Annotated in this window: 21 protein-coding genes; 10 read left to right on the forward strand and 11 right to left on the reverse strand. The window is 71.3% G+C overall.

The window, feature by feature from the left end; genetic code table 11:
- Positions 1-145 precede the first annotated feature (145 nt).
- The 3 genes from D7V97_RS15270 to D7V97_RS15280 all read left to right on the forward strand — a co-directional run bounded on the left by D7V97_RS15270 (position 146) and on the right by D7V97_RS15280 (position 2763).
- Complete coding sequence (locus D7V97_RS15270; RefSeq protein ID WP_120611384.1) at positions 146-508, forward strand: cupin domain-containing protein; 363 nt, start codon at positions 146-148, stop codon at positions 506-508.
- 156 nt (positions 509-664) lie between these two features.
- Positions 665-2290, forward strand: coding sequence for an ABC-F family ATP-binding cassette domain-containing protein (locus D7V97_RS15275; RefSeq protein ID WP_120611370.1), 1626 nt, complete (start codon positions 665-667; stop codon positions 2288-2290).
- Positions 2291-2310: 20 nt separating this feature from the next.
- On the forward strand, positions 2311-2763 hold the full coding sequence (locus D7V97_RS15280) for a hypothetical protein (RefSeq protein ID WP_120611371.1): 453 nt from the start codon (positions 2311-2313) through the stop codon (positions 2761-2763).
- Between the two features lie 22 nt (positions 2764-2785).
- On the opposite strand, the gene D7V97_RS15285 is transcribed toward D7V97_RS15280, so the two are convergent.
- The 3 genes from D7V97_RS15285 to D7V97_RS15295 are packed head-to-tail and all read right to left on the reverse strand — an operon-like array spanning position 2786 to position 6408.
- Positions 2786-4225: an aldehyde dehydrogenase family protein gene (locus D7V97_RS15285; protein WP_120611372.1), complete on the reverse strand. Its 1440-nt coding sequence runs from the start codon at positions 4223-4225 to the stop codon at positions 2786-2788.
- Positions 4226-4272: 47 nt separating this feature from the next.
- The gene (locus D7V97_RS15290; RefSeq protein WP_120611373.1) at positions 4273-5724 is read right to left on the reverse strand and encodes an aldehyde dehydrogenase family protein; all 1452 of its coding nucleotides are present in this window, start codon (positions 5722-5724) and stop codon (positions 4273-4275) included.
- A 36-nt stretch (positions 5725-5760) separates the two neighbouring features.
- Complete coding sequence (locus tag D7V97_RS15295; protein ID WP_233582832.1) at positions 5761-6408, reverse strand: TetR/AcrR family transcriptional regulator; 648 nt, start codon at positions 6406-6408, stop codon at positions 5761-5763.
- Between the two features lie 145 nt (positions 6409-6553).
- Here D7V97_RS15295 and D7V97_RS15300 point away from each other — a divergent pair, with 145 nt between their 5' ends.
- Positions 6554-7162, forward strand: coding sequence for a phospholipase D family protein (locus D7V97_RS15300; protein WP_120611385.1), 609 nt, complete (start codon positions 6554-6556; stop codon positions 7160-7162).
- Between the two features lie 141 nt (positions 7163-7303).
- Positions 7304-8704, forward strand: a complete 1401-nt coding sequence (locus tag D7V97_RS15305; RefSeq protein WP_120611375.1) for a sensor histidine kinase — start codon at positions 7304-7306, stop codon at positions 8702-8704.
- Between the two features lie 19 nt (positions 8705-8723).
- Here the strand turns inward: D7V97_RS15305 and D7V97_RS15310 are convergent, their stop codons facing one another.
- Together D7V97_RS15310 and D7V97_RS15315 are read right to left on the reverse strand one after the other, a co-directional pair.
- A complete protein-coding gene (locus D7V97_RS15310; protein ID WP_120611376.1) occupies positions 8724-9098 on the reverse strand; it encodes a helix-turn-helix transcriptional regulator in 375 nt (124 codons plus the stop codon).
- A gap of 426 nt (positions 9099-9524) precedes the next feature.
- Entirely contained in the window at positions 9525-10412 is an 888-nt protein-coding gene (locus D7V97_RS15315) for a nitronate monooxygenase family protein (protein WP_233582833.1), read from the reverse strand.
- A gap of 239 nt (positions 10413-10651) precedes the next feature.
- Between D7V97_RS15315 and D7V97_RS15320 the strand changes: the two genes are divergently transcribed.
- From D7V97_RS15320 to D7V97_RS45905, 3 genes are read left to right on the forward strand one after another with little or no spacing between them, the layout of a single operon-like run.
- Positions 10652-12868: a HEAT repeat domain-containing protein gene (locus tag D7V97_RS15320; protein WP_120611378.1), complete on the forward strand. Its 2217-nt coding sequence runs from the start codon at positions 10652-10654 to the stop codon at positions 12866-12868.
- 47 nt (positions 12869-12915) lie between these two features.
- Entirely contained in the window at positions 12916-13875 is a 960-nt protein-coding gene (locus tag D7V97_RS15325; RefSeq protein ID WP_120611379.1) for a ParA family protein, read from the forward strand.
- A gap of 9 nt (positions 13876-13884) precedes the next feature.
- Positions 13885-15603 (forward strand): hypothetical protein, encoded by a 1719-nt coding sequence (locus tag D7V97_RS45905; protein WP_233582834.1) that lies wholly within the window; start codon positions 13885-13887, stop codon positions 15601-15603.
- A gap of 18 nt (positions 15604-15621) precedes the next feature.
- Here the strand turns inward: D7V97_RS45905 and D7V97_RS15340 are convergent, their stop codons facing one another.
- Genes D7V97_RS15340 through D7V97_RS15350 form a run of 3 tightly spaced genes read right to left on the reverse strand, consistent with a single transcriptional unit; the run spans position 15622 to position 19534 of the window.
- Positions 15622-16584: a M48 family metalloprotease gene (locus tag D7V97_RS15340; protein ID WP_233582835.1), complete on the reverse strand. Its 963-nt coding sequence runs from the start codon at positions 16582-16584 to the stop codon at positions 15622-15624.
- Entirely contained in the window at positions 16584-17168 is a 585-nt protein-coding gene (locus tag D7V97_RS15345; protein ID WP_120611386.1) for an SH3 domain-containing protein, read from the reverse strand. The genes D7V97_RS15340 and D7V97_RS15345 overlap by 1 nt, the downstream gene beginning before the upstream one ends.
- A gap of 32 nt (positions 17169-17200) precedes the next feature.
- Entirely contained in the window at positions 17201-19534 is a 2334-nt protein-coding gene (locus D7V97_RS15350) for a CHASE2 domain-containing protein (RefSeq protein ID WP_199728819.1), read from the reverse strand.
- A gap of 136 nt (positions 19535-19670) precedes the next feature.
- Between D7V97_RS15350 and D7V97_RS45910 the strand changes: the two genes are divergently transcribed.
- A complete protein-coding gene (locus D7V97_RS45910) occupies positions 19671-20006 on the forward strand; it encodes a hypothetical protein (RefSeq protein ID WP_233582836.1) in 336 nt (111 codons plus the stop codon).
- The gene (locus tag D7V97_RS15360; RefSeq protein WP_120611381.1) at positions 19997-20527 is read left to right on the forward strand and encodes a TspO/MBR family protein; all 531 of its coding nucleotides are present in this window, start codon (positions 19997-19999) and stop codon (positions 20525-20527) included. The genes D7V97_RS45910 and D7V97_RS15360 overlap by 10 nt, the downstream gene beginning before the upstream one ends.
- A gap of 22 nt (positions 20528-20549) precedes the next feature.
- Here D7V97_RS15360 and D7V97_RS44120 read toward each other — a convergent pair whose 3' ends face one another.
- The 3 genes from D7V97_RS44120 to D7V97_RS15370 form a co-directional block, all read right to left on the reverse strand.
- Positions 20550-20729: a hypothetical protein gene (locus D7V97_RS44120; protein WP_120625861.1), complete on the reverse strand. Its 180-nt coding sequence runs from the start codon at positions 20727-20729 to the stop codon at positions 20550-20552.
- Positions 20730-20873: 144 nt separating this feature from the next.
- Positions 20874-22823: a PAS domain S-box protein gene (locus D7V97_RS15365; RefSeq protein WP_120611382.1), complete on the reverse strand. Its 1950-nt coding sequence runs from the start codon at positions 22821-22823 to the stop codon at positions 20874-20876.
- Positions 22824-23061: 238 nt separating this feature from the next.
- The coding region (locus tag D7V97_RS15370; protein ID WP_120611383.1) for a M1 family aminopeptidase at positions 23062-25614 on the reverse strand (2553 nt) is incomplete at its 5' end.

Below are 25614 nucleotides of genomic sequence, written 5' to 3' on the forward strand. Positions count from 1 at the left end.
AGGGTCCCCGGGCAGGGCCTTCAAGCAGGCGCTGTCGGGAGCGAACGTCGGCCCGTCAGCAGGGGGAGGTGAAGGCGACGAGGTCGAGGAGGGGATGGGGGTCGACGGTCAGCACGGCGGCACTCTATGCTTTGCGCAGACCTTCATGCCCACGCTCATCAAGAAGCCCATCCGTGTCACGGCGGTGGGAAACAAGCCGAAGCTCATCGACGAGTACGTCGGCCGGGTGAACTCCAAGACGCAGAACATCAGCGTCGCGCACATGCGCAGCCCGGGCGGCTGGGAGGAGCCGGGGCAGACGCCGGAGTTCCGTGAAATCACCCTGGTGCTCGCGGGCACGCTGCGGGTGGAGCACAAGGGCGGGGTGATGGACGTGCACGCCGGCCAGACGGTGGTGTGCGAGCCGGGCGAGTGGGTCCGCTACAGCACCCCCGACGAGGATGGCGCGGAGTACGTGGCCATCTGCACCCCGGCGTTCTCTCCGGGCACCGTGCACCGCGACTCCTGACGCTGAGCCTTCCGGCAGGGCGGAATCCCGGACGGGGGCCTGCCTGCCTGGCCGGGTGCAAGGAGTCGGGGGTGCCGGGAGTTCGGAAGCATCCATCTGGGGGGCAGGTCGTGGCATAAGGGCGCGCCGCCTGATTCCCGGGCCTCCGGTACGCACATGATCCGTCTCGACAACATCGGCAAGCAGCACGGGCAGCAGCTCCTCTTCGTGGAGGCGTCGGCTGCGCTTCACAAGGGTGAAAAGGTGGGCCTCGTCGGCCCGAACGGCGCGGGCAAGACGACGCTGTTCCGGATGATGACCGGTCAGGAGTACCCGGACGAAGGCCAGGTCTCCATCGACCGGGGCGTCACCATTGGCTACTTCAGCCAGGACGTCGGTGAGATGAACGGCCGCAGCGCGGTGTCCGAGGTGATGGACGGCGCGGGCCCGGTGAGCACCGTCGCGGCGGAGATGAAGCAGCTGGAAGCCGCCATGGGGGACCCGGACCAGGCGGACAACATGGAGAAGCTGGTCGAGCGCTACGGCATCGTCCAGGGCCGCTTCGAGGAGCTGGGCGGGTACGCGCTGGAGGGGCGGGCGCGCGAGATTCTGGCGGGCCTCGGGTTCACGGAAGAGATGATGGACGGGGACGTGGGGGCGCTGTCGGGCGGCTGGAAGATGCGCGTGGCGCTCTCCCGCATCCTGCTGATGCGTCCGGACGCGATGTTCCTGGACGAGCCTTCCAACCACCTGGACCTGGAGTCGCTCATCTGGCTGGAGGGCTTCCTCAAGGGGTACGAGGGCGGCCTGCTGATGACGTCGCACGATCGCGAGTTCATGAACCGCATCGTGACGAAGGTGGTGGAGATCGACGGCGGTTCGCTGACGACGTACTCGGGCAACTACGACTTCTACGAGGGCCAGCGCGCGCAGAACGAGGCGCAGCAGCAGGCGCAGTACGAGCGTCAGCAGGCGATGCTCGCGAAGGAGATCAAGTTCATCGAGCGGTTCAAGGCCCGTGCGTCGCATGCGGCGCAGGTGCAGAGCCGGGTGAAGAAGCTGGAGAAGATTGAGAAGGTGGAGCCGCCCAAGCGCCGCTCCACGGTGCTCTTCGAGTTCCAGCCGCCGCCGCGTTCCGGCGACGACGTGGTGAACCTGAAGAACGTCTACAAGGGCTACGGCAAGCGGACCATCTACGACGGCCTGGACTTCCTGGTGCGGCGCGCGGAGCGCTGGGCCGTGATGGGCGTGAACGGCGCGGGCAAGTCCACGTTGCTGAAGCTGGTGACGGGGACGACGCAGCCGGACGACGGCTCGGTGGTGTTGGGCGGCAGCGTGAAGATGGGTTACTTCGCGCAGCACGCGATGGACCTGCTCGACGGGGAGAAGACGGTGTTCGAGCAGTTGTCGGATTCCTTCCCGCGCGCGGGGCAGGGTTCGCTGCGGGCGCTGGCGGGCTGCTTCGGGTTCAGCGGGGACGAGGTGGAGAAGAAGTGCCGGGTGTTGTCGGGCGGTGAGAAGGCGCGTCTGGTGATGGCGCAGATGCTCTACGACCCGCCGAACTTCCTGGTGCTGGACGAGCCCACGAACCACCTGGACATGGGCACGAAGGAGATGCTGATCACCGCGCTGTCGCGCTACGAGGGCACGATGCTGTTCGTGTCCCACGACCGGCACTTCCTGGGAGCGCTGTCCAACCGCATCCTGGAGCTGACGCCGGAAGGCATCCACAAGTACGGCGGCGGCTACACGGAGTACGTCGCGCGCACGGGACAGGAAGCGCCCGGTCTGCGCAGCCAGTAGAGGCAGGGGCCCTCGCTGCCATGGAATCCGAAGATCCCGAGTCCACGTGGTTCGTGATGCCGCTTCACGAGCGTCCCGACTTCCGGCTCGTCATCGCGTTTCTCTGGGGCGACGAGCACAACACCGACTCGGATGGGGACTCCGACAATCCCGCCTCGCGAAGCTGGACCTGGCTCTACCTGAGGAGCCGGGAGCGCACCGGCGAGCGCGTGGACCTCGACATGGAGGAAGGGACGGAGGCCTGCATGCGGATCCGTTCGGAGGAGCCCTGGCTGGCGGCGGCGGTGGCCTGCTTCCTCGCGATGGCGGGAAAGGCCCAGGTCCGGCGTGGGGATGACACGGAGTGGGGGGATGCTCCATCCCACGTCGATGCCATGGGCGCGTTCGACTTCCCTGCCGCGGTGGAGCGTGCGCGCGTGAGTGTGTGGCGGGAGTCGACGCTCGACGATCCGTATCCGAACCTGCGCCGGTAATGCGCAGCTTCGGATGGCCCCGCTACTCGAACAGCTTGCTCGCGAGCCGCGCCAGCCGTGGCGCCTTGCCCCGGTAGGGTGGGAAGAAGAGGTTCGTGAAGGCCGTGCGGCCCTGGCGCACCACCGCGCGCTCGTGGCTGAACGCCTTGAAGCCTGTCTCCCCGTGGTACGCGCCCACGCCGCTCTGCCCGATGCCTCCGAAGGGCAGGTGCGGGTTCACGTTGTGCAACACCACGTTGTTCACCACCGTGCCGCCCGCGCTCGTCTCCTTCAACAGACGCTCCACGGTCGCCTCGTCCTGGGTGAACACATACATCGCCAGCGGCTTGCCGCCCGCGCGCACCTGCGTCACCACTTCGTCCAGCGACTCGAAGCGCAGCACCGGCAACAGCGGCCCGAAGATCTCCTCCTCCATCACCGGCGCCTCCGGCGTCACGTCCGCCAGCACCGTAGGCGCGATGAAGCGCGTCTCCGCGTGCACGCCTCCGCCCGCCACCACGCGCGCGCCACCCGCCACCGTGCGGTCCAGCAACCCGCACACCCGCCGGAACGCGCCGTCATCCACCATCCGGCAGAAGTCTGGCGTCGCCCGCCGCGCCTCCTCCGTCTTGCCGTAGAAGCGCTCCAGCGCGGCCTTCATCCCCGCGAGCAGCGCCTCCTCCTTCGACGCGTGCACCCAGACATGGTCCGGCGCGATGCACGTCTGCCCCGCGTTCAGGAACTTCCCCCACACAATCCGCTCCGCCGCCGTGTCCACGTCCGCCGACGCATCCACGATGGCCGGCGACTTCCCACCCAGCTCCAGCGTCACCCCCGCCAGGTGTCGAGCCGCCGCCTCCATCACCCGCCGGCCCACGCGCGGGCCTCCGGTGAAGAAGAAGTGGTCGAACGGTAGCCGCAACAGCGCCTCGCCCACCTCCGGCCCACCCTCCACCAGCGCCACCTCATCCGCGGGGAACACATCCCGGATCAGCTGCGCCAGGAAGCGCGCCGTGCCCGGCGTCTTCTCACTCGGCTTGCACACCACGGCATTGCCCGCCGCCACCGCCGCCACCAGCGGCGACACCAGCAGGTGGAACGGGTAGTTCCACGGCGCCAATATCAGCACCACGCCCTTGGGCTCCGGGTGCACTTCGCTCCGCGTGCCCGCGAGCAGCAGCGGCGCCCCCACCTTGCGCGGCTTCATCCACGCCTTCAGGTGCTTCTGCACGTGCGCCAGCTCCAGCAGCACGGGCAGGATTTCCGTCGCCTCCACCTCCGCCGCGGGCTTGTGGAAGTCCTCGTGGAGCGCGTCCGCCAGCTCCTCACGCCGCTCCAGGAGCAGCGCCTTGAGCTTGTCCAGCCGCGCCAGGCGCTCCCTGGGCCCCGTCTTCGCCAGCGTCCAACGGCGCGCCTGCAGGCGGTCGAACACCTCCTGCAGGTCGCTGGGGACCAGCGCTTCTTCCACGGACACCACGCGCATGCCGGCTCCTCGTTTCCACGTCAGGCCCTGCTCCATCCAGGCCCGGACTACTCCAGCATCCGGGTCGCGCGGGAGGCCCATTCCTGGGTCTTCCCCCGATACGGCGGGAAGAACACCGAAGCCAGCGACTTCATCCACTGGACCATCACCGCCCGCTCATGGCTGAAGGTCTTGAAGCCGTAGTGCCCGTGGTAGTTGCCCAGCCCGCTCATGCCCACCCCACCGAACGGCAGGTTCGGGTTCGCCACGTGGATGAGCACGTTGTTCACCACCACGCCGCCCGACGTCGTGTGCTGGAGCACCTCCTCCACCACCTTCGAGTCCTGCGCGAAGATGTACAGCGCCAGGGGCTTCCCGCCTTCGTTGATGTGCGCGTAGACCTCCTCGCGCCGCTCGTAGGTGAGCACCGGCAACACCGGCCCGAAGATCTCCGCCTCCATGATGGGCATCGCCGTCGTCACCCCGGACAACACCGTGGGGGACACGTACCGCGAAGGCCCGTCCGCCGTGCCGCCCGTCTCCACCCTCGCCCCGGCGGCGACCGTGCGGTCCAGCACCTCCTTGATGCGCTTCCAGGCAACCGGATCCACCACGCGCGCCAGGTCCGGGCTCGCCTGCCGCTCCGCCTCCGTCGCCCCGTAGAAGCGCGTCAGCACCGCCTTGAGCGCCTCCAGGAACGCCTGCTGCTTCGACGCCGGCACGTAGATGTAGTCCGGCGCCACGCACGTCTGGCCCGCGTTGACGAACTTGCCCCACGCCAGCGCCTCCGCCGTCGCCGTCAGGTTCGCGGATTCGTCGATGATGACCGGCGACTTGCCGCCCAGCTCCAGCGTCACGCTGGAGAGGAACTTCGTCGCCGCCGCCATCACCTTGCGGCCGATGTTCGGGTTGCCCGTGAAGAAGAAGTGGTCGAACGGCTGCTGGAGCAGCGCCTCCGCCACGTCCGCCCCGCCCTCGAACACGGCCACCTCGTTCTCCGGGAACAGGTCCCGCACCAGCTGCGCGAGGAAGCGCGACGTGTGGGGCGTCTTCTCGCTGGGCTTGAGCATCACCGCGTTGCCCGCCGCGATGGCCGCGATGAGCGGCGCGGCCAGGAGCTGGAACGGGTAGTTCCACGGCGACAGGATGACCACCACGCCCTTGGCCTCGGAGCGCACGTGGCTGGACGCGCCCTTGAGCGTCAGCGGCGTCGCCACCCGCTTGGGCTTCATCCACCCCTTCAGGTGCTTCACCGTGTGGTTCAGCTCCTCCAGCGTCGGGTGGATCTCCGTCAGCTCCACCTCCATCGCCGGCTTGCGGAAGTCCTGGTGGATGGCCTCGGCCAGCTGCGCGCGGCGCGCGATGATGGCCTCGCGCAGCTTGCGCAGCCGGGCGATGCGTTCGGCCGGCGTGCTGCGCGACAGGTTCCAGCGGTTCGCGCGCTGCGAGGCGAACACCGCGGGGATGCGGTCGATCTCCGACGAGGGCTTGGGGAGGAGGGACGCGACGGCTTCCAGCATGACGGGCTCCGTTTCGGAACAGACGTGTGCAGCGGGTCAGCGGGCCTGAAGCCCGCGAAGAAGGGTGGTGATGGCCGCCGTCAACTCGGCGGTGAAGTCCACGCGCAGCGGGGCCATGTGCGGCAGCGTCAGCACCTCGCGCGCCACCGGCGCGATGTCCGCCATCTGTCGCAGGCCCGTCATCAGGGCGTGCACGTGGCGGATGAGCTGCCCCGCGTCTTCAGCGGTGAGGAAGGGCAGGCGCTGCTGGAGCAGCACCGCCGTCGCGCCCATGGCGACGAGCACGCGCTCCTTGAACCGCCGCGTCTGCTCCACGGTGACGTTCTGCTCCAGCACCGTCTGCATCAGCGCCAGCAGCCGCGTGAAGGTCTCCTCCCCCTCCAGCGACGCGGCCACCGTGCGCGCCAGCGCTTCCGCCGTCCACGCCCCGTCGCCTCCGGCCAACTGGCCGTTCAGCTTCGCGAACCACGCCGTCAGCAGGTCGTCCAGGAGCGCCAGGAACAGCGCCTCCTTGGTGGGGAAGTAGAGGAACACCGTCCCCTTCGCCAGCCGGGTCCGCGCCGCCACGTCCGCCATCTTCACCTCGGCGAACGACGTGGCCTCGAACAGCGCCCGCGCCGCGTCCAGCAGCTCCCGCCGCCGCGCTTCCTTGTCCTCGTCCCGCCGCGCCCGCGAGGGACCCATCCGACCGGGTGCCGATGCTCCCACCATCACCCGGAGTTAAGTGACCCCTGGTCATTCGTCAAGCTGACCTGCGGTCATTGTTCTTCCGCCGACGGTCGCCGGGGAATGGTGCCGTGTGGTTTCGTGTGCGACGCTGGGTGACACCATGAGGCCCATCGACGCGGAAGTGCTGTCGGGCAGCGCGCTGTACCGGGAGGTCGTGCTGCGCAAGCTGGCCCACGCGCGCGAGTCGGTGTGGATCGCCACGGCCAACGTGAAGGCCATGTACGTGGAGGGGAAGGGGGGCAAGTTCGTCCCGCTGCTGGAAATCCTGGACGGGCTGGCGGCGCGGGGCGTCGCGCTGCGGCTGCTGCACGCGGAGCTGCCCAGCCGGCCGTTCCGGGCGGCGTTCGACGCTCGCTCGCGCCTGGTGAAGGGCGGGCTGGAGCTGAAGGTGTGCCCGCGCGTGCACTTCAAGGCGGTGGTGGTGGACGGGGCGTGGGTCTACCTGGGCAGCGCGAACCTCACCGGCGCGGGATTGGGCGCCAAGGGTGACGACGTGCGCAACTTCGAGATGGGCTTCGTCACCGAGGACTTCGACGTCATCGACCGGACCACGGCCCTCTTTGACGCAGTGTGGAATGGCGCCGAGTGCCGAGGGTGCCGGCTTCGTGCCGTCTGCCCGGACCCCATCTTGCCCTCCGGCATGGGACAGGCGAAGAAACAGGGGAGGGATGCGGTGCGCCTGGGTCAGTCCCGGCGGCTGCGTCGCTGACGGAAGGACACCGCATGAAGCTGGACCTCGCTGCTCGCCCCCGTGCGACGCGCCCCCGCTGGCTGCCGCAAGCGCCGTCCGGGCCCGTCCGCGCGGACTTCGCGAGCGCCGCGCCGCGGATCCGGGCAGACTGACCCCCGGGTGGCGCTCCTCGGCTCCAAGACGCAGGGCAACGACGCGGCCGCGGACGAACGCGCCAGCCGTCAGGTCAAGCGGCGCACCTATTGGTTGTGCGCGCTGCTCATCGCGCTGGGCTCGCTGACCCATCCGCTCGTGCTGGGAGGCGTGCGGCCGGTGTTCCTCGGGGTGCAGCTGACGTGGGCCGCGGCCTTCGTCCTGCTGGGCACGCTCGTGGGCGCGGGCTGGCTGCGCAACCCGGTGAGCGGAATCCTGGCGGGCGTGGTGAGCCTCACGGCGCTCTCCGTGGGCATCCAGGCCACGGGGGGCCTGTCGAGCCCGCTGTACTCCTCCTTCTTCACGGTGCCGCTCTTCGTCGCCGTCTTCATCCCCGGCCAGCGGCTGCCGGTGTGGTTCGCCATCGTGGGCACGTTGGTCAGCGTGGTGGTCATCACCTGGATGTCGGGCGAGGGCATGTCGGCGCTCGTCCGCCAGTCCGCCAGCCTCGTCTTCGTGATGCTGGTGTCCGCCCACGGCGCGGAGACCTTCCGCCGCCTCCAGGGCGCCGAGCAGTCCGCGCACCTGGAGCGCGTGGAGGCCCTGCGGCAACTGGCGGACAGCGAGCTGCGCCGCGTGAGGGCGGAGCGCCAGCGCGCGGAGGTGGAGCGGCTGGTGGTGGTGGGGCAGCTCGCGGCGGGCGTGGCCCACGAGGTGAACAACCCGCTCGCGTACGTGACGGCGAACCTGCGCTACCTGGAAGAGGAGTGGGCCGAGGGCGTGCCCGCGGACCTGGAGGACGTGCGGCGCGTGCTGGAGGAGACGCAGCAGGGCGTGGTGCGCATCCAGCAGATCATCACCGACCTGCGCCTGTTCTCACGCGAGGAGTCCGGTGGCCAGGAGTCCTGCGATGTCGCGGAGTCGCTCGCGGAGGCGCAGCGCCTGGCGTCGGTGCGCCTGCGCAGCCTGGCCCGCGTGGAGCGCAGCGTGGCCGGGGACCTGGCCCCCGCGCGCCTCACCCCCCGGCACCTGGTGCAGGTGCTGGTGAACCTGCTCATCAACGCCGCGGACGCGCTGGAGTCCGCGAAGACGAACCGGGCCGCCTTCGTGGTGCTGCGCGCGCGCATGGAGGGAGAGCACGTGCGCGTGGAGGTGGAGGACAACGGCCCGGGCATCCCCGAGGCCGTGCTGCCGCGCCTCTTCGAGCCCTTCTTCACCACCAAGCCGCCCGGCAAGGGCACCGGCCTGGGGCTGGCGCTGTGCCGCGAGTACGTGGCACGCGCCGGGGGCACGCTGGAGGCGGAGAACCGCGCGGAGGGCGGCGCGCGCTTCATCCTGCGCCTGCCCACCGCGAGGCCCGCGTCCCAGCCTCCGCGCCGGGAGGGCACCGCCCCCATCGACGCGAGCGTGGAGCCCGCGGCGGACTAGGGGCGGCCAAGGCCCGCGCTCATCGCTCCAGCGCGTGAGCGACCTGCCCCAACAGCCGCAGGCGCGGGGAGTCCAGCTTGCGCACGGTGCGCATCAGCCGGCGCACCTCGGGACGCTCGCGGTACTCCGGCGGATCCTCCGCGAGCTGCGGCGCGCCGTCCTCCGTGATGGCCGCCGTCGCGCTCAACCCGAGCAACACATCCGACGAGCAGCTGAGCACCAGGCACAGCTTCCGCAACGTCCGGACGCTGGGCAGCATGTGCCCGCGCTCCAGCCGCCCGTACACCTCGGTGGCGATGCCGACGCGCTCGGCCACATCGGCCTGCGTCAGCTCCAGCCGCTGCCGGGCCGCGCGGACTGCGTTTCCAATGAGGGTGGCCAGTCGTTGTTCCATGGCGTGGAAAACCTGTCGAAAGAGAAGCTTCTCCCCCCGCTTTTCGACGGAGAGGTACCGGGGAGAAGTCGCTGCCGTGCGTGACCTCGTGAGACACAGATTACGAGTGGGGTCTGACATCTCCGGACGTGCGGACGAACGCCGCAAACCCGCGACAACTCGCGGTTTCCGCCGTTCTCGCGCGCATGTTTCGCAAGGCTTCCGGGGTGCTTTTTTCGCGGGCTGCGCGCGCGTCGAACCGGGGTGGTAGGCGCGCACGCCCGTCCCCCTCCCAGGACGTCACGGGAAGGCCGTGAGAGGTCGCACGACCCGCGAGGTTGTTCCGCGCGCTTTCGGACGGTTTTCAAGGGTCCGGGGAGACCGCGCGCTTCCGGTGAAGAGTCCCGGAAGGCGCGTCCCACGCCCGGAAGGTGCCACGAGAACTTTTCAGCCCACGTCCACGGACGGCAGCGCGGCGCGCGCCTCGGTGTACTCGCGCACCATGCGCTCCACGACGGTGGCGGCGGGCAGCACGTCCTTGACGAAGGCGACGCCCTGGCCCGCGCTCCAGGTGTCCTTCCACGCCTTGCCCTGGCCCGCGCGGAAGCGCTCCAGCGCGCTCTTGAGGAAGTTGCCGTGCACGCCCGTGACCTCCTTCGTGTACTCGAGGTCCTCGGGGCTGGAGTCCACCAGCGCCTGCTTGTAGTCGGCCGTGGCGCCCGCCTCCTCCGTGGCGAGGAAGCGCGTGCCCAGGTACGCGCCATCCAGGCCCAGCGCGAGCGTCGCCGCGAGGTGGCGCCCGGTGGAGAGCGCGCCCGCGAGCACCACCGGCACGCCCAGCTCCTGCTTGAGCCAGGGCCCCAGCACCATGGGGCTCAGGTTCCCCGCGTGGCCGCCCGCGCCGGAGCCCACCGCGACGAGCGCGTCCACGCCGGCCTTCACGGCCTTCTCCGCGTGGCGCAGCGAAATCACGTCGCTCCACACCTTGCCGCCGTACGCGTGCACGCGCTCCACGACGGGCGTGGGGTCGCCCAGGCTGGTGATGACGAGCGGCACCTGGCGCTCCACGGTCGCGGCCATGTCCTCCTCCAGGCGCTCGGCCCACTTGAGGATGAGGTTCACGCCGAAGGGGACGTCCTTCGGGAACGTGGCGAGGAAGTCCCGGTACGCCTGCGCGGTCCGGAAGTTGAGGGACGGCACCGCGCCGATGGCGCCCGCGCGGCCGGCGGCCTCCAGCAGGGCGGCGTTGGACACCAGGAACATGGGCGCGGCGATGATGGGATAGCGGATGCCCAACATCCGGGTCACGGCGGTGTCGATGCGAGAGGGGGACATGCGGCGCATTGGACCATGCGTGCGCGCGGGCGCGAGGCCGAAAAATCGGCCCGGGCGGCGTTGTCAATCGCAGCGTGTTTTCAGAGGGGAAAACCCCTGCTGTTTCCGTGGTTTACGTAGCACGTAGGGCTGACGTAAGGTGCGCCCCCCGACCAAGGTCGGAAAAGCCGGGGAGTCCCTTCGGTGTCGCGAACCAGGGAGCGCCGCCGAGCGCCTTCGCGGGGAGGCCAGATCCAGCCGTGAGTGACGAGCGTCCGGACGCGCTGCTCAAGAGCGCACTCGAAAAGATCGTCTACTTCGAGGCCCGTGCGCAGCAGTTGCATGGCGAGCTGGCGAACGCGCGCGATGAGCTGGCGCACCTCAAGGAGGACCTGTCCGAGGCGCACCAGCGGGAGTTGGATCTGCGCCGCGAGCTGGCGGAGCTGGAGGTGCGCAGCGGCCGTGCGCAGGCGGAGCGGGAGGAGCTGACGCGGCTCAACCACGCGCTGCGCCTGGAGCGCAACCAGCTGATGGAGAAGCTGCTGGACGCGAGCCGGATCCACTCGTCCGGGCAGTCCCGCGGCGGTGTGGACGGGGACGACGATGAGCTGGGGTTCGACCTGGCGTCGTTCATCTCGCAGCTGCGCAGCGAGGTGATCCTGCGCAACGACACGGTGCCCCCGGTGCGCGTGCCCATCCGGGGCCCCGCGGTGCCGCTCAACAAGTCCTCCGAGCCGCAGGTGCCGTGGACGGAGCGCCCCGCGCCGCCCATCCCGCAGCGGGCCTCGGCGGCCTTCGTGGCGGGGGACGCGGGCCTGTCGCCGGTGGCGCGCGAGGCGCAGCGGCTGCAGAACGAGGGCCGGTTGCGGGTGAGTCCGGAGCAGATGGCGGAGCTGTCCGGGCACGTGGGCAGCCCCACGGACGAGACGCTGTTCGGGTTCTCGGTGCGGGAGTTGTCGGCGGCGGACGCGGCGGCGCGGGTGCGCGCGGCGGAGCGGCTGAAGGCGCTGGCGCATCCGGCGGCGGCGCCCGCGTTGGCGGCGGCGCTGCATGCGGAGACGGACGCGGCGGCGCAGGTGGCGCTGTTGCAGGCGTTCGCGGGGCTGTGCCGGGAGGAGGGCGCGTCGGTGGTGTCGCCGCTCCTGTCGTCGCCGGTGCCGGAGGTGCGCATCGCGGCGTTGAAGGCGCTGCTGGTGCTGGCGCCCCGGGATGCGGCGCCGCACCTGGCGCAGGCGATGAAGGACTCGGACCGGTCTGTGCGGCGGCGCGCGTCGCTGTTGGCGCTGGGGCTGGAAGGGGAGACGGCGCGGCGGCTGGGCGAGGACGCCATCCACGACACGGACTCGGAGGTCCGGGCGTTGGCGGCGCTGGCGCTGGGCGCGGGTCGGGGTGAGAACGCGCGGGCGTTGCTGCTGGAGGCGCTGGACGACCGCGAGTCGCGCGTGCGCAAGGCTGCGGCGCAGAGCCTGTCGCGCATCCTCGGGCATGACGTGTCGGCGGTGGTGACGCTGGATGATGCGCACCGGCGCCGGGAGATCCGCCGGTTGGCGACGCTGCCCGTGAAGCCCGTGCGGGCGACGCTGGAAGCGAAGGTCGCGGCCCCCGTGAGCCTGGCGCCCGTGGTCGCGAGTGGCGCGCAGCAGGTGGCGGTGCACGGCGCGCAGCAGACAGTCGCTCATGGCGTGCAGCAGGTGGCCGCGCACGGTGCACAGCAGGCCGCCACGCAAGGTACGCAGCAGGCGGCGGTGAACGCCGCGCATCAGGCAACCGCGCACGGTGCACAGCAGGCGGCGGTGAACGCCGCGCAGCAGATGGCGGCGCAAGGCATGCAGCAGGTGGCCGCGCACGGTACGCAGGCGGCAGTGAACGCCGCGCAGCAGATGGCATCGCATGTCGCGCATCAGTCCGCCGCGCAGCAGCCTGCGGTCGCGCTGGCCGCGAATGGTTCTCAGTGGACCGCGGCTCCAATGGCCGTCCCCGCGCTCGCCGTCGCCGCCGTGGGCGTGGCCCATGCCGCGCCTTCCGTGATGCACGGGGCCGTGCCCGCGAGGGTCGCGAACGGGGGCCCGGTGTCCTTTGCTTCAGGCCCCGCTTCGGCGCCCCCGCCGCGTCCGGTCGCCTTCGTGCCGCCCGTTCCTCCGGCCGCCGTGTCCCAGCCCGTTCCTGCCCAGCCCGCTCCCGCAGTGCGACGCACGCCCGTTCAGGCCGCGCTGGTGGCCATGGGTGCGCCTCCGCCCACGCGCGCTCCGGCGGCTCCCGTCGCGCCGCCTCCGGCCCCTCCGCGCCGGGGCCCTTCGCCCGTGGAGGCGCTGTGTGGGGCGATGTTGCAGGAGGTGCGGGTCGCCGTCCGCGGACGCTCGCTCCCTGAGCTGACGGCCGGGCTGTCCGCTCCGGCGGAGCTCGCCCAGGAGGCTGTTGCCCTGCTGGTGGCCCGAGGGGCCATCGTGCGAAGGGGGCACAAATACTTCGCCGCTTGAGGCAAGGTGCCTCGGCCGGGCCTCACACGTCATCCGAAGGGTCGTTCATGGAAGCGCCGACGTACAGCTCGAAGCAGGTGGCCGAGATGCTCGGCGTGACTCCGAAGGCGATCCCCGCGGAGCTGCGCAAGGACACCTACGGCCCGGAAGACGTGTGGGAGCTGCGGACGACGCTCAACCGCTTCCCCCCCAGCGCCGGCCACCGCCGTCAGCTCTTCCTCAACTTCAAGGGCGGCACCGGCAAGACGTCGCTGTCCACGTCCTACGCGTGGCGCCTGGCGGAGCTGGGCTACGCGGTGCTCCTCATCGACCTCGACAGCCAGGGCCACGCCACCAAGTGCCTGGGCTACGAGGGCGAGGACTTCGAGAAGACGCTCCTCGACGTGCTGGTGCGCAAGACGCCGCTCGTGCAGGTGGTGCAGAAGTCCACGCTGCCCAACCTGGACTTCATCCCGTCCAACCTGAGCATGTCCACGGTGGACCTGGCGCTGATGCCCATGGCCGGCCGCGAGTTCAAGCTGCGCAACGCGCTCAAGGACGTGGAGGCGCAGTACGACTTCATCGTCTTCGACGCGCCGCCGTCCTTCGGCCTGCTCAACCTGAACGCGCTGATGGCCGCGAATGACTTGTTCGTGCCGGTGCTCGCGGACTTCCTCTCCTTCCACGGCCTCAAGCTGCTCTTTGAAACGGTGCAGAGCCTGGAGGAGGACCTGAACCACGTGCTGGACCACGTGTTCATCGTGGTGAACTCCTTCAACGCCACCTTCAAGCTGGCGAAGGAGGCGCTGGAGGCGCTCCAGACGCACTACCCGGAGTACCTGCTGCCCACCATCATCCGGCAGTGCACCAAGTTCGCGCAGGCCTCCAGCGAGGGCCGCCCCGTGTTCGTGGCGGATCCGACGTCCAAGGGGGCCACCGACATCCAGGCCATGCTCGACAACGTGCTGCCACGGCTGGTGGCCGCGCACGCTCCGCCCAAGAGCGGTGGCGCGACGAAAGCCGGCTGAGATTCCGCCATGAAGAAAGCCTTTGAACAGAACGTGTCCCGCGCGAAGCCGCGCCTCCGCCTGGGGGCGCTGACCGGCGCCCTCGACCCGTCCGACCCCACGGGGACGGCCGCCGCGTCCCCGCCGGAAGCGCCGCCCGCCGCCGAGTCCCCGGACCTGTCCGCCGAGGTGCGTGCCCGCATCGAGCGCGGTCGCGCCCCGCGCCCCACCGCCGCCGAGGCGATTGAAGCCGCGCTGAACACGCCCGCGCGCACCGCGTCCCCTCAGGCGGCCCAGGGGTTGCCGGCGGTGACCGCGCCGACGTTCTCGCCGGCGTCCCACGCGCTGTCCGCCCTGATGTCCCCGGAGGCGCGGCGCGACGAGGAAGAGGAGTCCCCGGCACCGTGGCTGGAGCAGGAAGCGCCCGAGGCCGCGCCGACGTGGAACGTGGCGGCGACGCCGTCCGCGGAGGAGTCCGTCTGGGATGCGGAGGCCGTCCCGCCGGTCTCGCATCGGGAGGTCGCGGAAGCGGTCGCCGCGTCCGCGTGGAATGTCTCCGTGGCGCACGTCGCGCAGCAGCGTGAGACCGTGGCGGAGCCCTTCTTCGTGGCGCAGGTGGGCACCGAGCCGATGCACGCGCGGTTCGCGGACTCCGCGACGGCGCAGGAGGCGCAGGCTCCCGCCGCCGCGCGCTGGGATGCGCTCACGGCGCCGCAGGACACCGTGCAGGCGGATCCGCGAACGGCCCCGCAGGCCTACGCCGCTCCGACGCACGCGGAAGCGCCGCGCGCCGCGGCCTCCGCTCCGACGGAGGCTCTCCGGGGTCCGCCCGTCACCTTCGCCTCGCCGCCTCCGGTGATGGCGCAGGCGGAAGCGCCCCGGAGCGCTCCCGCCACCTTCGCCGGGCCCCCTCCAGGGGTACAGTTCGATGGACGGATGGGCGTTCAGGCCCTCCGCATGCCCGAGGCCGAGCCCATGACGACGTACGCTGCCGTCCAGGCCTCCACCGTCACCACCGCCGAGACGGTGGCCCGACAGGAGGCTCCGCCCGCCCAGGTCGAAGTGCAGACGCCCGCGCCCCCTCGCGAGGAGATGGACTCCGAGTCGCGCCGCGAGCGCCTCAAGGCCCGCCTCAAGGCCGTGCGCGAGAACCCGCGTCCGGAGCCGTTGCCCGCCACCGTGGCCGAAGCGGGCCAGCGCGCCGTGGAGCGCATCACCCACCTCCAGGCGGAGCTCACCCGCGTCAAGGCGCTCAACCTCACGCTCACCCAGGACCTCGAAGTGGCCCGCCGCCAGGCGGAGAAGGCCACCGAGGAGGCCCGGCTGCGCATGGACGAGGCCCGCCGCCTGTCCGCGGAGATGGAAGGCCGCGTGAAGCTGCTCGCCGACCTGGAGCGCGAGCTGGCCGCGCTCGAAGGTGAACGCGACGAAGCGCTGCTGTCCCTCCAGGAGTCCCGTCAGGCCCTCCAGGCCGCCGCGAAGGAGCACGAGTCCCTGGAGCAGGTCGTCACGCGCGGCAAGCTGGCCCTCGCCGACAGCCTCGCGGAGGAGGAGCGCCTCGCCGTGGAGCTGGAAGGCGCCAAGGACGAGTCCTCGTCCCTGCGCCGCGCGGTGGAGACGCTCCAGGGCGAGCGCGACGTGCTCGCCCAGCAGGTCGCGTCCCTCACCGCCGAGCGCGCCGAACTCCTGGAGGCCCGCAAGGCCCTGGAGTCCGTGCACCGCGCCCTCAGCCAGGCGACGATGCGCTGACGCTCCGCCCCGCGCGGCCTACTTCGTGTCCTTGGCCACGCCCGTGGCCTTCACCACGGAGAAGCTGGCCGGCAGCGCGGGGTTGTGGAGGGAGTCAGGGGACAACGCCACGAATGCGTCCCCGGAGTCCTTCAGCTTGTTGAGGAACGCCGTGATCTCGTCCATGCGCTCCTTCTTCTTCGGGTGGTTGACGGCTCCTCCATCTCCCTCGGGCATCTTGTCGAGGAGCTGCCGGTACGCCTCCGGGTCGTAGCCGGCGGACAGCATCAGCTCCACCGCCAGCCGGTCCGCCGCCAGCTCCTGGTCCTTGCTGTTGCCCTTGCGCAGCTCCTCGATGGTGGAGTCCGCCAACGTCCCCAGCAGTTCCGTGTCCGCGTCCAGGTCCAGCAGGCCGTTGGAGTTGCTCGCCGACCGCAGCCTCTCGGTGGCGGTTGAAACGAAGGCGTCGCCCTTGCACTCGCGCACCTTCACCGTGGCGTACTGGCTGAGCGCGTGCTTCAGCGCGATGTGCGCGATCTCATGCGCCAGCACTCCCGCGAGCTGGCCCTCGTTCTCCACGCCCTGGAGCAGCTTGCGCGTGACGAAGACGTAGCCGCCGGGCGCGGACACCGCGTTGAAGTTGCGCGCGTCCTCGAGCACGCCGAACGTCCAGCGCAGCGTGGGCCGCGGGGACTGCATCGCCAGGTTGCGGCCCACGGTGTTGACGTAGGTGTTGAGCTGCTGCTCCGACGCTCCGGAGAGCATCAGCCCACCGCCCTGCTGCACCCAGCGGATGGCCAGCGCGCTGCCCAGCGCGTACTCCTCCGTGACGGCGGGCGGGGTCCCCAGCTTGTCGCACTTCTGGAACTTCTCGGACACGGCCACCACGTCGTCGGCGACGCCGCCCAGCTTCGCGGCCTTCAACCCCTTCGTCACCTGGGCACAGGACGTCAGGCACAGCCCCACGCCCACCGACGCCAGGACCTTCACCAGCGAGCGCATCACTTCGCCCCCTTCGTCGACTTGCCGGCGGCCACCTTCTGCGGGCCCACGGTCGTGTTGGGCGCCACCACCGGGAACAGCCCGGCCTGCCTCACGTGCTCGGCGATCTGCTCCGGCGTGACCTTGTTGGCCAGGTCCTCCAGCGCCTTGATCTGCTTCACCGCCTTCGCGGAGGTGCCGCCCTTCTCGTTGCCGTACTTCTCCGCGCCCGGGCTCAGCGCCTTCACCGCCGCGCCGCTGGACACGAAGGCCGCCGGGTCGATGGCGCGCGTCCCTCCGTCCTTCGCCACCAGCTCCATGTTGGGTGGCTTGGTGGACAGGTTCGTCTGGAACACGTAGCCGGGCTTGCCGCCGGGCTCCGTCACCTGGTGCCACTGCTTGTTCTTCGGGTCGGCGCCCTTCCACGTCACCTGCTGGCCGGGTTGCAGCACCGCCACCACGTCCGCGGTGGGCAGCGGGCTCTTGAGCACGCGCGTGTTGCGCGCCTTCACGTAGAGCTTGCCGTCCTTCTGCACCGCCCACGCGCCGGTCACCGGCAGCCCCAACGCCAGCAGCAGCACGCCCATCATCCGTCGCTTGGTCATCACGCTCTCCAACGGCCCAGGCCCTCGCTTCTTCATTTCTCCAGGTTCACCACGCCGTCGAACTTCGGCGGCGGCGCCTCCCGGTACTCGCGGCAGCGCTCCAACAGCGCGCCCGTGGGGCCATCCCCGGGCGCTCGCGCGGCTTCCGCCTCCAGCACCGCCACCGCGTCCGCGAAGCGCGCCTGCCGGTACAGCGCCAGGGCCTCGTGGTAGCGCGCCACCGTGCGTTGCAGGTCCGCGTCCAACCGGCCCTTGAGCGCGAGCAATTCGTACACCGTGACGGCCTCCGTCTTGCCCGCCACCCGCACGCGGTCCAGCTCGCGCACCTCGATGTGGTCCTTCGCCAGTTCGTACGTGCGCGGGCCAATCATGATGCCGGAGCCATACGCCTTGTTCGCGCCCTCCAGCCGCGCGGCCAGGTTCATCCCGTCGCCAATGGCCGTGTAGCTGAAGAGCTGATCGCTGCCGAAGTTGCCCACGAAGTTCACCGCGCTGTTCACGCCGATGCGCGTGTACACGTCCGGGAACCCCTTCTGGCGGAACTCCACGCGCAGCGTCTCCACCGCCGCCTTCGCCGCCAGCGCACCCCGGCAGGCCCGGATGGCGTGGTCCTGCTGGTCCATGGGCGCGCCGAACAGGCACACCACCGCGTCGCCGATGTACTTGTCCAGGCACCCGCCCTCGCGCAAGAGCGCCCCGCTCACCGTCGTCAGGTACGTGTTGAGGATGCGCACCAGCTGGCGCGGGTCCTCCTTGAAGTGCTCGCTGAAGGTGGAGAAGCCGCGGATGTCGCTGAAGAAGGCGGTGATCTCCTTGTTCTCCCCATCCAGGCGCGGGAGCTGCCGCGAGCGGATCATCTGCTCCACCAGCTTCGGCTCCATGAAGCGCGTGAAGGCCTGCCGGATGAACTCCGTCTCGCGGTTGGCCACCAGGTGGTTGAACGCCAGCGCCGCCACGCTCGCGCCAATGCCCGCGAGCGCCGGCATCGCGGTCAGCACGTGCGTGTGCGCCGTCTTCAGGACCAGGCCCGCCACGACGAGCAGTCCGCCGACGAGCGCCACCGGCCACCCCACCTCCAGCGGCGTCCAGCGCGCTGTCATCAACAGCACCGCCGACACCAGCGCCACCAGGAACGTGAGGCCCAGGTCCATGCCCCACGGCAGGCGGGTGATGAACGCGCCCGCGAGGAGCGTGTCCACCACCGCCGCCTGCTTCACCAGCCCCGGCTCCGTGGAGGAGAAGGGCGTCGCCTTGATGTCGTTGATGCCCGGCGTGGTGCCGCCAATGACCACCACCTTCCCCCGGAAGGTGTCCGCGGACAGCTCGGGCGCCTTGCCATTCTTGCGGAGGATCCAGTCGTTGAGCACGTACTTCAGGCTCACCAGCGGGTAGCGCTTGTGCAGCATGCCGCCGTAGTCCAGCGCCGCGCTGCCATCCGCGTCCACGCGCCAGGAGCGCTCGCCCAGGTGCAGCGCGCGGCCGGAGAGGGTGACCTCCTTCGCGCCCAGCAGGTCCGCCACCAGCCGCACCGGCAGCGTCACGTAGGTGTTGATGCCGTCCGTGTACGCGAAGCGCGTGCGCCGCATGAAGCCGTCCGGATCCGCCTCCGTGTCCACCAGTCCGAACCCGTCCACCGCGCCCACCAGCGCGGGCGTGGGCGGCACCGGGTAGCGGGGCCGCATCCCGTCGCTCGATTCGTACTCGAGCCGGGTCAACGGCTTCCCGTCCGTCCGGCCCGCCGGAAACGCGAGCGCCCGCGCCAGGGCCTCGGGCGTCAGCGTGGGCGTGGCCGTCGCGGGACCGTCCTCGAACTCCTCCGGAGCTGCTTCAGCTTCAGGCGCGGAAGGCGCGGCTTCGGGCGCGGCCACGGGCACCGGGGCCTGGAAGTCCGCGCGGCGCAGCGGGGCCGCGGTGCCGTTGGCCACCATGCCCACGTAGAAGGGCAGGTGCAGCTCGCGAAGCACCTGGGCGAACCCCAGGTCGGCGGACTCGTCCGACGCGCGCTCGTCCATCACCGCGTCGAAGAGGACCGCCTTCGCGCCCGCCGCCTGCAGCTCCTCCGCGATGCGCGCCCACAGCGTCCGGGTGTACGGCCAGTTGCCGAAGTTGGTGCGCCATCCCTCGTCCTGGCTGATGGCGTCCAGGGTCGGCTGGTCGATGGCCACCACCACCACGTGCGGCGACAGGCCCCGCTCGCCCGTGAACGCGCTCAGGGCCTGGTCGTAGGCCATGCGCTCCGCGGGCTCCAACAGGCGCCCGTACTCACACGCCGCCGCGATCAACGTGGCCACGAGCGCCACCCCGAGCATCTGCAGCCCGTGGTTGCGCCAGCGCTGCAGGATGGTCTTCCACGGCTCACCCGCCACGGGCACTCCCCCTCACGTCGGTGCCCGCACGCTACCCCAGGCCCGGGCCCGCACGGCACTCCCGCGCTCCCCGTGAATCGGACCTTCGTCCAGGAGGATCCGTAAGAGCCGGTAGAGCAGGAGTCCTGGCGAGCCGTTGCAACCCCTCCTGGACGTCTTCGGCAGCTGGGAGGGAGGCCCTTCGCGGGAGCTGCTCATCGACCTGGCGCGAGGCCTGCGCCATGACTCCCTGGCGGACCGCTTCCAGCTCGCGCTGGACGCGGAGGCCGAACACCTGCTGCTCGTGAAGGGCTGGCTCGCGGCGGGCGTCGCCACCGAAGCGCGCGCCCCCTGGAGTCCGCGTCCATCCCCGCGCCTTGAGGACGGGGTGCAGGCAGGCAGGCACGCCCTGGCCGGTCGTGGCGGGCGGACACAGCTTGTGGCTTCGCACACGACTTCTTCTGGAAGCAGGGAGGCAATGCCATGCAGCTGAGCGCGCTGGGAGGCTCCGAAGGCCTGGAACACAACGCCACGCTCAACCGCGAGTCCGCGGTGGCGCTGGGCGCGTTCGGTGCCATCACCGCCGGAGCCGTGTACCTGGGCGCCCGCGGCACGCGCGAGGCCGTGTCCCAGGGTTGGTACAAGCGGCTGAAGAAGCCGCCCTTCCAGCCCCCCGCGGCCCTCTTCGGCCCCGTGTGGTCCACGCTCTACGCGCTCATCGCCGTCTCCGGCTGGCGCATCTGGGGCTCGCCCGCGGGCACGAAGCGCTCCCAGGCCCTGGGCCTGTGGTTCGTGCAGCTGGGCCTCAACTCCGCCTGGTCCCACCTCTTCTTCCGCAAGCGCGACGTGCGCGCCGCCGCGGTGGAGAACTGGGCCCTGTTGGGCAGCATCGTGGCGTACACCGCCGCCGCCAGCCGCGTGGACCGCAAGGCCCCGTGGCTGATGGCCCCCTACCTGGGCTGGGTGTCCTTCGCCAACGTGCTGTCCACGGACATCGCGCGGCGCAACGCCTGAAACCTCCTGTGTGAGCCCGTCCCTAGTTGCGCAGGCGCGAGGGGCGGCCCGCGTTGAAGGCGAGCACCGCGGCGAAGTAGCGCGCCTGGTTCTCCGACGCGCACCGCACCTCCTGGATGCGCCCGCCCACCTTCACCCGGACGACCCATCCGTCGTTGTCGCGGCTGACAGGGGTCTCGCTCGTCATCGTCATGTTTTCCATGTGGGTGCTCCCTCCCGAGCACTTCCCTGGAGCACCCGCCGTGCCAGGGGGCCGAAGCGTGGGATTCCAGCCCTTTGCACGCGCCGTGGGGCCCATGTGGGTGCCCCGCGGCTGAAGTTCTTTCAGCGCGGGGGGGCGTGGGCTTCAGTGCAGGTGGCGATCCGGCAGGGCGATCGGGATGGGCGACCGCGTGGCGGAGACGGTGGGCAGCGCGACGTAGAACGTGGCGCCCTGGCCCGGCTCGCTCTCCACCCAGATGCGGCCGCCGTGGCGCTCCACGATGTCGCGGCTGATGTAGAGGCCCAGGCCCAGCCCGCCGTAGGAGCGGGTGGAGGCGTTGCGCGCGCGGAAGTAGCGGTCGAAGAGCTGCTGCTGCTGGTCTTCCGGGATGCCGATGCCCGGGTCCTTCACGGACAGCACCATCAGGTCCTTGCTCACCGACAGCCGCACGCGGATGGTGCCCCCGTCCGGGCTGTACTTGAGCGCGTTCTCCAGCAGGTTGAACACCACCTGCTCCAGCCGGTACGCGTCGCCGTGGACGGACACCTCCTCCTTGGGGGGCTCGAAGTCGAAGACGTGGTTGCCGCGCTGGGCCTCCATGGCCTTGAGCGTGTGCTCCACCAGCGTGTCGAAGCGGGTGGCCTCCGGGTGCAATGACAGCCGGCCGGCCTCGATGCGCGACGCGTCCAGCAGGTCGTTGATGAGGCCGGTGAGGCGCGTGAGCTGCTGGCGCGCGTGGCGCAGCAGGCCGGGGTCCACGTGCTCGCCGCGCTCCAGGCGGCGCTCCAGCGTGGCCAGGCGCAGGCTCAGCGGCGTGAGCGGCGTCTTCAATTCGTGGCTCGCGATGGAGAGGAAGTCGTCGCGCACGCGGATGGCGTCCTGGGCCTCGCGGTACAGGTGCGCGCGCTCCTCCTCCGCCTTCTTCCGGTCGGTGACGTCCTCGATGATGATGCCCACGCCCAGCAGCCGGCCGTCCGAGGTGCGCACCGGGTAGCAGCTGCCGCTCAGGTAGCGCCGGGGGCCGGGCACGCCCAGGTCCCCGTCGGTGGTGGTCTCGATCTGCACCACGGGCTCTCCCGTGGCCAGCACCTGCCGCAGCAGGGCCGCTGCGACCTCGCCCGGGCCGGCCCCGAACAGCTCCACGGGCGTGTGGCCCGGATGCGCCGCGGCGGGAACGCCGTTGATCCGCGCGAGTGTTTCATTGACGCGCACGTACCGCAGGTCCGTGCCCACGAAGCCGATGCCCACGGGGGCGCTGCGGAACAGCAGGTCCAGCTGGGCCAGGTGGGCCTCGCGCTCGGCCTCCACGCGGCGGCGGTCGGTGATGTTCTCCACCATGCCCACGCCGCCCTCCACCCCGCCGTCGTCGCCGTAGCACGGGGCGAAGCGGATCCGCACGGGGGTCACCTTGCCGGAGGCGACCGCCCGGTAGTCACCCTCGTAGTCGCAGGGCCGGCCGTTCAGGGCCTGGCGCACGCAGGTCATGATGCCCTCGTCGCGCAGCGTGAAGAGGTGCAGGCCCACGAGGTGGCGCTTCGTCGTGCCGATGATGTGCGCGAACTGCGTGTTGCAGGCGGTGATGATGGGCGCGCGGTCGAAGTGGAAGATGCCCAGGGGGGCGTTCTCCACGAGCAGCCGGTAGAGGCGATCCGCGGACTCCTCGTGGTGCGGGAGCACCGCCGGAGCACCGGGCACGTGCTCGAGGGGCTCCTCCAGCGTGTCGATGATCTCATGCAGCCGCCGCATCGTGAGGACGATGCGCTCCTGCTCACCGAGCCCGGTGTTGCCCACCGTCAGCTCCACCAGCAGCTCCACGCCGTCGCGGCGCCGCGAGAAGACGCGGGTGGGGCGCCCGCCGAGCACCTTGCGGCGCGACAGCAGGTAGCGCACCAGGCTCAGCCCGTGGAAGTGGTGCAGGCGGGGAGGGAAGAGGTCGTTGACGGGCCTGCCGAGCAGCTGTTCGCGGTCCCAGCCCAAGAGCCGCTCCGTCGCCGCGTTGACGTGGAGGATGCGCTCATCCGCTCCACACGCGATGACTGGCTCGACCGCGGCGTCCAGGACGGCTTCCAGCTCCCGTGCGGCTCCTCCGACCATGCCTCGCTCCTGGGCGCCGGCTCCATGCGCCGCGGAGCCGGTCCTGCCGGGACATGGGGGGTCCCCCGGCGTTGACGGGCGCGAATCCGGTCGCCTCGTACGCAGCCCCTTTGCCTACAGGTACACACTGTGGGACGAAACGGCGCGGTGGCGCCGGATACTCCGCGCCGCCAGTCCGTCTGGAGGGGAGGCGGGCGGGCGGCTCATCCCGGGGAGGGACTTCCCGCGCCGCCAGGGCCTACCGGCGGCGCTTTGTCGGAGGCGCGCGGCCCTTCTTCTTCGCGGGCTTCGCCCTGGGCTTGGGGGCGGGCGCTTCCGGGCGGAGCGTGAGCGTCTCCAGCCTCTCGCGCAGGGTGCGCGTCTCCTGCTTGAGCGCGTCCAGCTCCTCGCGCAGCGAGGCGACCTCGCGGGCCTGGGGGGCGCCCTCGCGCAGGGAGCGCACGGCCTCGCGCGCGTAGCGGCGGGTGCGCGGGTCGGCGAAGGTGGTGCCCTCCAGCGCGGGCAGCAGGCGCCGGTCGCCCAGGGTGGGGGCCGCGTCACACACCGCGAGCTGCACGCGGAACTGCGGGTCGCGCAGCAGCTGGGCGAAGAGGTCCACCGCCTCGCGCTTGCGGTTCGCGGTTTCGGCCAGCTTCGCCACGGCGCTCACGGCGGCGCGGCGCAGGAACGCCGGCTGGCCGTACGCGGTGCGCGCCACGGCCACCGGGAACGCGGCCGCGTCCTGCGTCTCCGCGAGCCCGTCCATCGCCGCGGCGGCGATGACGTCCTGGAACGACGGGCGCGCGGCGGCGGCCTCCAGCAGCGGCAGGAGGTCCGGAGCGCGCACGCGGCCCAGGGCGCGCGCAGCCTCGGCCTCCACGAAGTAGCTGGCGTCTCCGCCCTCCACCAGCGCGCGCAGGCGTCCGGCCACCTGCGCGTCGTGGCGGAACTCGCCCAGCGCGGCCACCACGGCGCGGCGCACGCGGGGGTGCGCGGTGTCCAGCGCGCCCAGCAGCTGCGCGCGGGCCTCCGGCGTGCGGATGCGGCCCAGGGACTTCGCGCACGCGGCGCGCGTGGCCCAGAAGGGGCGGGTGTCCCCCAGCGCGCGGCCCAGGGCCTCCACCGTGCGCGGGCCGCCGTCCTTGCCCAGCGCGAGCGCGGCCTCCGTGCGAGCGCGGGCCTCGGGCGCGGCCGCCAGCTCCTCGCGCCACAGGCCCACGGCCTTGTCCACGTCCAGCGCGCCCAGCACGTCGCGGCGCGGATCCACGCGCACCTGCGAGGGCGCGGCGGGGCAGGGCAGGTGGAAGCGGTGCTCCGCTTCGGTGAGGTCCAGCCGGTGGCGCGTGTCCTGGCCGTTCACGGTGACGACCACGTCCAGCGGGAGGCGGAAGACGGGGATGCCGGAGTCGGTGCGCTGCGTCTGTCGCACGGCGATGCGCAGGCGCGCGTCGTCGGCCTCGTAGCGGACCTCCACCTTCAGCTCCGGGTGGCCTGGGGCGAAGACGTACTGGTCGAAGACGGGGTCCAGGTTGTGGCCGGTGGCCTCTTCGAAGGCGCGCGCCAGGTCCACCGTCTCCACCACGCCGTGGCGGTGGCGGGCGACGTAGTGGCGCAGGGCGCGCAGGAAGAGGTCGTCACCCACGCGGCGGCGCAGCTCGTGGAGGACCAGGCCGCCCTTCTCATAAAGGTGGCGGTCGAACAGGTCCATGGGGGCCTGGAACTTCCGCGCGACGATGGGGCGTGCGTAGCGCTCGCGCGTCTCGGACAGGTAGGTGTCCAGGTCGAGCATGCGGTGGTGGTCGGCCTCGTCGCGGTCGTCGCCGCGCTCCTTCCACAGCACCTCGAAGTAGGTGGCGAAGCCCTCGTTGAGCCAGCCGTGGGGCCAGTCGCGGCAGGTGAGCAGGTCGCCGAACCACTGGTGCGCGAGCTCATGGGAGATGAGGGGCTCGGCGTTGTAGTCCAGGTGCGCGCGAGCGTCGTGCAGCACCGTGTCCACCAGCGTGGTGGCGGTGGTGTGCTCCATGCCGCCGAGGATGAACTCGGTGACGAACACCTGCGCGTAGCCGCTCCACGGGTAGGGTTCACCGGTGAGGGCCTCGTAGGTGGCGACCATCTGGGGCGTGCGCGCGACGCACCGGAGCGCGTCCTCGCGGCGGCCCTTGGGGAAGAGGTAGCGCAGCGGGGTGGTGCCGGCGCTGTCGGTGGCCTCGTCGAACTCGCCCACCACCAGCGTGACGAGGTAGGGCGCGTGCGGCTGCGCCATGCGGTGGTGCTGGGTGCGGCGTCCGCGCTCGGTGACGTCGCTGACGAGCACGCCGTTGGACAGCGACGTCATGTTCGCGGGGAAGGTGGCGATGACCTCCGACGTGGCCTTCTGCGCGGGCGTGTCCAGGCAGGGAAACCAGCAGCGCGCGTCGATGTCCTGGCCCTGCGTCCAGGCCTGGAGGGGGCGGTCGGGGTAGCCCGCGTCGGGGCCCCAGAAGTAGAGGCCGCGGCGGGGGCTCGCGCGGTAGGCGAGCGCGATGTCGCACGCCTGGCCTGGTTCGAGCGCGCGGGGCAACTCCACGCGCACGTGGGCGCCGGAGTTGGAGAAGGGGACGGAGGCGCCGTCGACGCGGGCGCTGGTGACGTCCAGGTCCACCGCGTCGAAGGTGACGGTGGAGACGGTCCGCACGGCGGACACGCGGGTGGTGCAGGTGCCGGCGATGGCGCGCTGGGGGAAGTCCAGGTCCAGCTCGATGCGCACGTGCTCGGCGCGCACGGGGCGGGGCGCGGCGTAGTGCTCGGTGGCGCCGGGAGGCTGAAAGGATGC

Source organism: Corallococcus sp. CA053C, from assembly GCF_003611675.1.
Classification (GTDB): domain Bacteria; phylum Myxococcota; class Myxococcia; order Myxococcales; family Myxococcaceae; genus Corallococcus.

Excerpts from the sequence above, each read along its gene's own strand:
- D7V97_RS15345 (WP_120611386.1), bottom strand. The coding sequence starts at position 17,168 with ATGACCAAGCGACGGATGATGGGCGTGCTGCTGCTGGCGTTGGGGCTG.
- D7V97_RS15280 (WP_120611371.1), top strand. The coding sequence starts at position 2,311 with ATGGAATCCGAAGATCCCGAGTCCACGTGGTTCGTGATGCCGCTTCAC.
- D7V97_RS15295 (WP_233582832.1), bottom strand. The coding sequence starts at position 6,408 with ATGGGTCCCTCGCGGGCGCGGCGGGACGAGGACAAGGAAGCGCGGCGG.
- D7V97_RS15315 (WP_233582833.1), bottom strand. The coding sequence starts at position 10,412 with ATGTCCCCCTCTCGCATCGACACCGCCGTGACCCGGATGTTGGGCATC.
- D7V97_RS15275 (WP_120611370.1), top strand. The coding sequence starts at position 665 with ATGATCCGTCTCGACAACATCGGCAAGCAGCACGGGCAGCAGCTCCTC.
- D7V97_RS15325 (WP_120611379.1), top strand. The coding sequence starts at position 12,916 with ATGGAAGCGCCGACGTACAGCTCGAAGCAGGTGGCCGAGATGCTCGGC.
- D7V97_RS15290 (WP_120611373.1), bottom strand. The coding sequence starts at position 5,724 with ATGCTGGAAGCCGTCGCGTCCCTCCTCCCCAAGCCCTCGTCGGAGATC.
- D7V97_RS15340 (WP_233582835.1), bottom strand. The coding sequence starts at position 16,584 with ATGCGCTCGCTGGTGAAGGTCCTGGCGTCGGTGGGCGTGGGGCTGTGC.
- D7V97_RS15360 (WP_120611381.1), top strand. The coding sequence starts at position 19,997 with ATGCAGCTGAGCGCGCTGGGAGGCTCCGAAGGCCTGGAACACAACGCC.
- D7V97_RS15270 (WP_120611384.1), top strand. The coding sequence starts at position 146 with ATGCCCACGCTCATCAAGAAGCCCATCCGTGTCACGGCGGTGGGAAAC.
- D7V97_RS15365 (WP_120611382.1), bottom strand. The coding sequence starts at position 22,823 with ATGGTCGGAGGAGCCGCACGGGAGCTGGAAGCCGTCCTGGACGCCGCG.
- D7V97_RS15300 (WP_120611385.1), top strand. The coding sequence starts at position 6,554 with ATGAGGCCCATCGACGCGGAAGTGCTGTCGGGCAGCGCGCTGTACCGG.
- D7V97_RS44120 (WP_120625861.1), bottom strand. The coding sequence starts at position 20,729 with ATGGAAAACATGACGATGACGAGCGAGACCCCTGTCAGCCGCGACAAC.
- D7V97_RS15310 (WP_120611376.1), bottom strand. The coding sequence starts at position 9,098 with ATGGAACAACGACTGGCCACCCTCATTGGAAACGCAGTCCGCGCGGCC.
- D7V97_RS15285 (WP_120611372.1), bottom strand. The coding sequence starts at position 4,225 with ATGCGCGTGGTGTCCGTGGAAGAAGCGCTGGTCCCCAGCGACCTGCAG.
- D7V97_RS45905 (WP_233582834.1), top strand. The coding sequence starts at position 13,885 with ATGAAGAAAGCCTTTGAACAGAACGTGTCCCGCGCGAAGCCGCGCCTC.